This is a genomic window from Streptomyces sp. NPDC032472 (genome assembly GCF_040636955.1).
Lineage (GTDB): Bacteria > Actinomycetota > Actinomycetes > Streptomycetales > Streptomycetaceae > Streptomyces.
Genome location: NZ_JBEZVK010000008.1, coordinates 182,221 through 189,164, shown reverse-complemented (window position 1 = coordinate 189,164; position 6,944 = coordinate 182,221). Strand labels below are relative to the sequence as shown.

6 protein-coding genes and 1 pseudogene are annotated in these 6,944 nt (G+C 71.5%); 3 read left to right on the top strand and 4 right to left on the bottom strand.

All coding sequences use genetic code 11. The features are described from left to right. The 4 genes and pseudogenes from AB0F11_RS07810 to AB0F11_RS07795 form a co-directional block, all read right to left on the bottom strand. Positions 1-209: pseudogene (locus AB0F11_RS07810) on the bottom strand (hypothetical protein); the annotation flags it as partial. 14 nt (positions 210-223) lie between these two features. After that, entirely contained in the window at positions 224-1,135 is a 912-nt protein-coding gene (locus AB0F11_RS07805) for an ABC transporter ATP-binding protein (protein ID WP_362169494.1), read from the bottom strand. Next, a complete protein-coding gene (locus AB0F11_RS07800; RefSeq protein WP_362169492.1) occupies positions 1,132-2,025 on the bottom strand; it encodes an ABC transporter permease in 894 nt (297 codons plus the stop codon). Before AB0F11_RS07800 ends, AB0F11_RS07805 begins: the two co-directional genes overlap by 4 nt. Beyond that, the gene (locus AB0F11_RS07795; RefSeq protein ID WP_362169490.1) at positions 2,015-2,986 is read right to left on the bottom strand and encodes an ABC transporter ATP-binding protein; all 972 of its coding nucleotides are present in this window, start codon (positions 2,984-2,986) and stop codon (positions 2,015-2,017) included. The genes AB0F11_RS07800 and AB0F11_RS07795 overlap by 11 nt, the downstream gene beginning before the upstream one ends. Positions 2,987-3,210: 224 nt before the next feature. On the opposite strand from AB0F11_RS07795, the gene AB0F11_RS07790 reads away from it, so the two are divergent. The 3 genes from AB0F11_RS07790 (at position 3,211) to AB0F11_RS07780 (ending at position 6,914) form a co-directional block, all read left to right on the top strand. Next, complete coding sequence (locus AB0F11_RS07790; RefSeq protein ID WP_362169488.1) at positions 3,211-4,080, top strand: M24 family metallopeptidase; 870 nt, start codon at positions 3,211-3,213, stop codon at positions 4,078-4,080. Continuing rightward, complete coding sequence (locus tag AB0F11_RS07785) at positions 4,077-5,915, top strand: SDR family oxidoreductase (protein ID WP_362169487.1); 1,839 nt, start codon at positions 4,077-4,079, stop codon at positions 5,913-5,915. The genes AB0F11_RS07790 and AB0F11_RS07785 overlap by 4 nt, the downstream gene beginning before the upstream one ends. Before the next feature lie 84 nt (positions 5,916-5,999). Next, positions 6,000-6,914: a MerR family transcriptional regulator gene (locus AB0F11_RS07780; protein ID WP_362169485.1), complete on the top strand. Its 915-nt coding sequence runs from the start codon at positions 6,000-6,002 to the stop codon at positions 6,912-6,914. The last annotated feature ends 30 nt before the right edge of the window (positions 6,915-6,944 follow it).

Genomic DNA, 6,944 nt, shown 5'->3' with positions numbered 1-6,944 from the left:
GGGGGGGTTATCAGCTTTTTGTGGGTCCCTTGGGGGGGGCGGGCCTCCCCCCCCGCTTGTGGGCGGCCTATGTTGCCCGCCCCGCGGTTCCGGGCCCCCACGACGGCGGAGATGACGATCAGCAGGGCGGGCAGCGCGAAGAGGATCAGCGCGCGGCGGCGGCCGAGCAGGGCGCGGTAGGTGAGCCGGGCCACGGTGGGGTTGTACACGGTTGCCAGCTCCTTCAGGCCGCGACGAGGTAGGAGAAGACCGACTCGAGGGACTCGTCCGAGGGCGAGACCGTCAGCAGGCGGATGCCGTGGGCACGGGCGACCTGCGGCAGCAGTTCGGTGAACCGCCCGAAGTCGACGGCCTGGATGCGCAGGGCTCCCTCCTGGACGTCGACCTCGATGCCGGCGGTGGACGGGTCGGCGATCAGGGCGGCGGCCAGTGCCCGGTCGTCGGAGGAGCGGACCAGGTAGCGGTGCGGGCGGTCCGTCATCAGGCGGCGGATCTTGCGGAAGTCGCCGGAGGCGGCGTGCCGGCCGGCGACGACCACCTCGATGTGGGAGGCGAGCTGTTCGACCTCCTCCAGGATGTGGGAGGAGAACAGGACGGTGCGCCCCTCGTCGCCCATGCGCCGCAGCAGGTCCATGAGCTGCATGCGCTGACGCGGGTCCATGCCGTTGAACGGCTCGTCCAGGAGCAGCACGGACGGGTCGTGGACCAGGGCGGAGGCCATCTTCACGCGCTGGCGCATGCCCTTGGAGTACGTGGCGATCTTGCGGTCCTGGGCGTACTCCATCTCGACGGTGGCCAGGGCGCGGCGGGCCGCGGCGTCGTCGAGGCCGTGGAGCTCGGCGTTGGCGACGACGAACTCGCGGCCGGTGAGGAAGTCGTACATGGCCTCGCGCTCAGGCACGACACCGATGTGCCGGTACACCTGCTCGTTGCCCCAGATGGGGACGCCGTCGAGGGTGACCGTGCCGGTCGAGGGGGAGAGGAAGCCGCCCATCATGTTGATGAGGGTGGACTTGCCGGCGCCGTTGGGACCCAGCAGACCGGTGACGCCGGGGCCGATCCGCATGGTCACGTCGTTGACGGCGACGACGTTGCCGAACCAGCGGCTGGTGTGGTCGATGTCGATGGTGGTCACAGCCCGGCCTTCCGGTAGCGGGCCATCAGGGCGGCGTAGGAGCCGGCGATGAGGCCGAGGATGACGAGCAGGTAGACGAAGCCGACACCGGTGGAGGGGCCCTCGCCGCCGGGGAAGGCGGAGGTGGCGCCGAGGAAGGCGGTCTGCATGCCGTCGATCAGGGTGATCGGGGAGAACAGGCCCATCCACTCGATCGGGCCGGTCGATTCCGCGCTGTAGGCGACGCCCTGGACCGCGCTGACGGCGCCGTAGGGGATCAGCAGCAGGGCGATGATGGCCGCGACGCCGAAGCCGCGGCGCGGGGTGAGCGCGGCCATGACCAGGCCGAGGCCGGCGAACAGGACGGAGAGCAACAGCACGGAGACCAGCCCCTGAGCGAACCCCTTGGTCTGGTCCGCGAAGTCGAACTTCGCCAGCAGCGAGCCGATCCACATGATCAGCAGCGGCGTGGCGGTGAGGATGAACAGGGCCGAGGCCATCGCCGCGTACTTGGCGAGGACGTAGTCGACCCGCTCGATGGGCCGCGAGAAGTACAGCGGCACGGTCTTGAAGCGCAGGTCCCGGGAGACCGATTGGGGTGCCTGGGAGGCGAGGTAGAGGCCGATGACCATCTGGGTGGTCAGGGCGTACGTCGTGTACTTGATCGGCAGGTCGGTGGAGCCGGGCACCGCGATGGCGATGGCGACGATGATCAGCGCCGGGACGCACATCACCGCGAACAGGATCATCGGCAGGACCTTGGACTTCGCGGACCGGCCGAGCCCGTAGGCGCCGCGCAGCGACTGCGAGTACAGCGAGGTGCGGGCGTAGGAGCGGCCGAGCCGGGCCCCGTCGTAGGACCGGTAGCCGATGTTGTGGATCTGAGTGGCCGTGGAGGTGTCAGGCGCCATCGGTGCCGGCTCCCTTCCGCTGGTCGTGGTCGCGGAAGACCTCCGCGATGTGGTGGCGCCGCTGTTCCATGCGGACCAGGCCGAGGCCGAGTGAGGCGACGGTGTCGCGGACGACGTCGTACGTGTTCTCGCCGGTGGCCTCGACGAGGAGGATGTGGCCGGCGCCGGGCAAGCCCTGCTCCTCGCCCGCGTGCAGTACGACGCCCGCGTCGGAGAGCGCCCGGCGCAGGGCGGCGGTGCCGTCCGGGTGGGCGTCGGAGTCGGTGACCTCGACCGCGAGGGTCGTGGTGGTCTGCGTGAAGTCGCTGGTGGAGCTGGAGCGCAGCAGCCTGCCGCCGTCGACCACCACGACGTGGTCGCAGGTCCGCTCCAGCTCGCCGAGGAGGTGGGAGGTGACCAGGACGGAGATGCCGAAGTCGGTGTGGACACGGCGGATCAGGCCGAGCATCTCGTCGCGGCCGACGGGGTCGAGGCCGTTGGTGGGTTCGTCGAGCAGGACCAGCTGGGGGTCGTGGACGAGCGCCTGGGCGAGCTTGACGCGCTGCTTCATGCCGGTGGAGTAGCCGCCGATGGGGCGGTAGCGCTCCTCGTACAGGCCGACGTGGCGCAGGGTGTCGGCGGTCCGCTCGCGGGCGGCGGTCGGCGGGAGGCCGGACATCCGCGCCATGTGCACGACGAACTCGGTGGCCGAGACGTCGGGGGGCAGGCAGTCGTGCTCGGGCATGTAGCCGACGCGCTCGCGGATGGCGCTGCCGTGGGTGGCGACGTCGAGTCCGAGTACGGCGGCGCGGCCCTCGGTGGCGGGGGACAGTCCCAGCAGGATCTTGATCAGCGTGGACTTGCCGGCTCCATTGGCGCCCACCAGACCGGTCACACCCGGTCCGATGTCCAGGGTGAGCCGGTCGATGGCGGTCACTCGGGGGTACCGCTTGCTCAGGCTTTCGGTCGCGATGACAGTCACGGCTTCGACGTTAGTGGCGCGTGCCGCCCGGATCGTCAGACCTGGAGCGCGATCCGGTATCAGCCTTCAGGCGTACGGACCCTGACGTGAGGCTGATGCGGACCGGACAACTTTGTCCACAGGCCGGTGCACGGCCCTTGACGTGATCTCCGGCCATTGTCACATTCATCAGTGTCAAGTTACGGGCGGTACGGCTCTAGGGACGGACGGCTGGCATGGCTGGGATGGCTGGGGACACCGCACAGCGCAGCGCACGGCTCACCGGGCGGCTCGCCGCCGATCTCCGCGGGTTCAGAGAGGTGCAGCGCCTCGCGTACGAGTGCGCGGAGACCGTCGCTGCGCAACTGCGGCCGGGGGTGACCGAGCGGGAGGCGGCGCGGATGCAGCGCGAGTGGCTGCGCGAGCGCGGCGTACGGGACTGGTTCCACCTGCCGTTCGCGTGGTTCGGGGACCGCACTGCCTTTGCGGGGTTCAGGATCCCGCTGCAGTTCTTCCCGACGAACCGGAAGCTGGAGCCGGGGATGCCGTTCATCCTCGACATGGCCCCGGTCCACCGGGGGTACGCGGCGGACATCGGGTACTCGGGCAGCCTCGGGCTCAATCCGGTCCAGGACCGGCTGATGTCCGACCTGCGCTTCCACCGCGAGCTGATCCTCCGCCAGGTCCGCGAGCGGCGCTCCCTGCGGGAGATCTACGAGAACGTCGAGCGGCTCATGGTCCGGCAGGGGTACGCCAACCGGCACCGCGCCTACCCCTTCGGCGTGATCGCCCACAAGATCGACCGGGTGAGGGAGCGGCGCTGGTCGCCGACCGCCTTCGGATTCGGGACGCAGTCCCTCAAGGGGCTGGCGAGCGACGCCCTGCACGGACACCGTGAGGGCTGGTCACCGCTGTGGAGCCCGTACCGCTTCTCCGACCACGCGCCGCAGCCCGGCCTGTGGGCGGTGGAGCCGCACCTGGGCTTCCGGGGAACCGGGGCGAAGTTCGAGGAGATCCTGGTGGTCACCGACTCCCGGGATCCCGAGGAGAGCGCGTTCTGGCTGGACGACGATCTGCCGCACGTGCGGCGCTGGGCCGAGGAGAAGGCAGCATGAACGGCATGGGCGAAACGGCCGGGACCACCGGCATCAACGCGGGCACCGGTATCAACGGCACCGAGCGGCCCGGCGGCCTCGCGGGGGCGCGCGAGCGCCGGGTGCGCACCGGCGGGGTCGAGCTGTGCGTCGTCGAACTCGGCGACGCAGACCGGCCGACGGTGGTGCTGGTGCACGGCTATCCGGACAGCAAGGAGGTCTGGACGGAGGTCGCCGAGCGGCTGGCCGGCCACTTCCACGTGGTGCTCTACGACGTGCGCGGGCACGGGCGCTCCACGGCGCCGGTGCCGCTGCGCGGCGGGTTCACCCTGGAGAAGCTGACCGACGACTTCCTGGCGGTGGCGGACGCGGTCAGCCCGGACCGGCCGGTGCACCTGGTCGGCCACGACTGGGGGTCCGTGCAGGGCTGGGAGTTCGCGACGGTCGCCCGCACCGAGGGCCGGATCGCCTCCTTCACCTCCATGTCGGGCCCCTCCCTGGACCACTTCGGGCACTGGATCAAGAAGCGCATGAGCCGGCCCACCCCGCGCCGGGCCGCGCAGCTGCTCGGCCAGGGCGCGAAGTCCTGGTACGTGTACGCGCTGCACACCCCCAAGCTGCCGGAGCTCGCCTGGCGCGGGCCGCTCGGCAAGCGGTGGCCCGGGATCCTGGAGCGGGTGGAGAAGTTCCCGGCCGGCTCCTACCCGACCCCTTCGCTGCCCTCGGACGCCGCGCACGGGGCCTGGCTCTACCGAGACAACGTCCGCTCCCGGATGCGCCGCCCGCGCGCCGACGCGTACGCCCACGTACCGGTCCAGCTGATCACGCCGACCCAGGACGCGTTCCTGTCCGAGCAGCTCTACGACGACGTGGAGCGGTGGGCCCCCGACCTGGTGCGGCGCACGCTGGCGGCCCGGCACTGGATCCCCCGGACCCGGCCGGACCAGCTGGCGTCGTGGATCACCGAGTTCGTCACCGCCCGGGAGGAGCCGGCCGCGCGTGCTCCGGAGCAGAAGGCCCCGGGGAAGTACGCCGACTGGTTCGGCGGCCGTCTGGTGCTGGTCACCGGAGCCGCGAGCGGCATCGGCCGGGCCACCGCCTTCGCCTTCGCGGAGGCCGGGGCACGGGTGGTGTGCGTGGACCGGGACGCGGAGGGCGCGGCCCGCACGGCCGACATGGCGCGGCTCATCGGGGCGCCCGGGGCCTGGGGCGAGTGCGTGGACGTCAGCGACGAGCAGGCGATGGAGAAGCTCGCCGCGAAGACCGCCGCCGAGTACGGCATCGTGGACGTGCTGGTCAACAATGCCGGGATCGGACTGTCGGGGCCGTTCCTGGAGACCACGTCGGAGGACTGGAAGAAGGTCCTCGACGTCAACCTGTGGGGCGTCATCCACGGCTGCCGGATCTTCGGCAAGCAGATGGCCGAGCGCGGCCAGGGCGGCCACATCGTCAACACCGCCTCGGCCGCCGCCTACCTGCCCTCCAAGAGCCTGCCCGCGTACGGCACCTCGAAGGCGGCGGTGCTGATGCTGTCGGAGTGCCTGCGCGCCGAACTCGCACCGCAGTCGATCGGGGTCTCGGCGATCTGCCCGGGCATCGTCAACACCAACATCACCGCCACCACCCGCTTCGCCGGGGCGGATGCGGCGGAGGAGAAGCGCCGCCAGGAGAAGGCGTCCCGGCTGTACGGGCTGCGCAACTTCCCGCCGGAGAAGGTCGCCGACGCGATCCTGCGCGCCGTCGTGCACAACGAGGCGGTGGTGCCGGTGACCCCGGAGTCCAAGGGTGCCCTGTGGATGTCGCGCTGGGCGCCGGGCCTGCTGCGCAGGCTGGCCAAGGCGGAAGCCGGGCTGTGAGCGGCACGGCCATACCCCCCTGTTTCCGGCGGTCGTACCATCCCTGGCAGGAGGGCCGATCCGCCATGTCGTAGGGAGCCGGGATTGTCCGATCAGGCAGTAGCCGAGTACCGGATCGAGGATCTGGCGCACCACAGCGGAGCCACGGTGCGCACGATCCGGGCGTACCAGGACCGTGGCCTGCTGCCGAAGCCGGAGCGGCGCGGCCGTTCGAACGTCTACCGCGACACGCACCTGGCGCGGCTGCGGCAGATCGCCGACCTGCTGGACCGCGGCTACACCCTGGCCTCCATCAAGGAGCTGCTGGAGGCCTGGGACGCGGGCCGCGGGCTCGGCGGTGTCCTGGGGCTGGTCGCCGAGGTGCACGGGCCGTGGACCGACGAGGAGGCCGCCCGGGTCAGCCGGGCCGAGCTGAACGAGCGGTTCGGCGGCACCTCGGACGACGCGGCGGTGGACGAGGCGTGCGAGCTGGGAGTGCTGGAGCGGATCCCGGGGCGCCCGGACGAGTTCCTCGTCCCCTCGCCGCAGGAGCTGGCGGTGGCCGCGGAGCTGTATGCGGCCGGGGTGCCGCTGACTGCGGTCACGGGGCACCTTCGGGAGCTGCGCGGGCAGGTGGAGCACATCGCCTCCAGGTTCCTGGACTTCACCACCGAGCACGTCTTCGCGCGCTACCTGGGGCAGGTGCCGCCGACGGATGCGGACGCGGCGGAGGCGGCGACGATGGTCCGGCGGCTGCGGCCGCTGGCCCAGCAGACGGTGGACGCCGAGCTGGCGCGGGCGATGCGGCTGTTCGCGACCCGGCACCTCCAGCGTCACCTGGGCGCGGCCGGGGCGTTCCAGCCGTCGGGGTCGGCGGCGGTGCCGCTGCCGGCCGGGACGGTCCGGGCGGTGCAGGACCTGGTCGGTGCCGAGCATGTGGGGGAGTTCGTCCGGGCCGCGACCGAACGCGAGCTGCAGGCCCGGACGATGAATGATCTGGCGCGCAGGGGAGGACGGTAGTCCACAGGGCGGATCACTCGTTTACCGTCA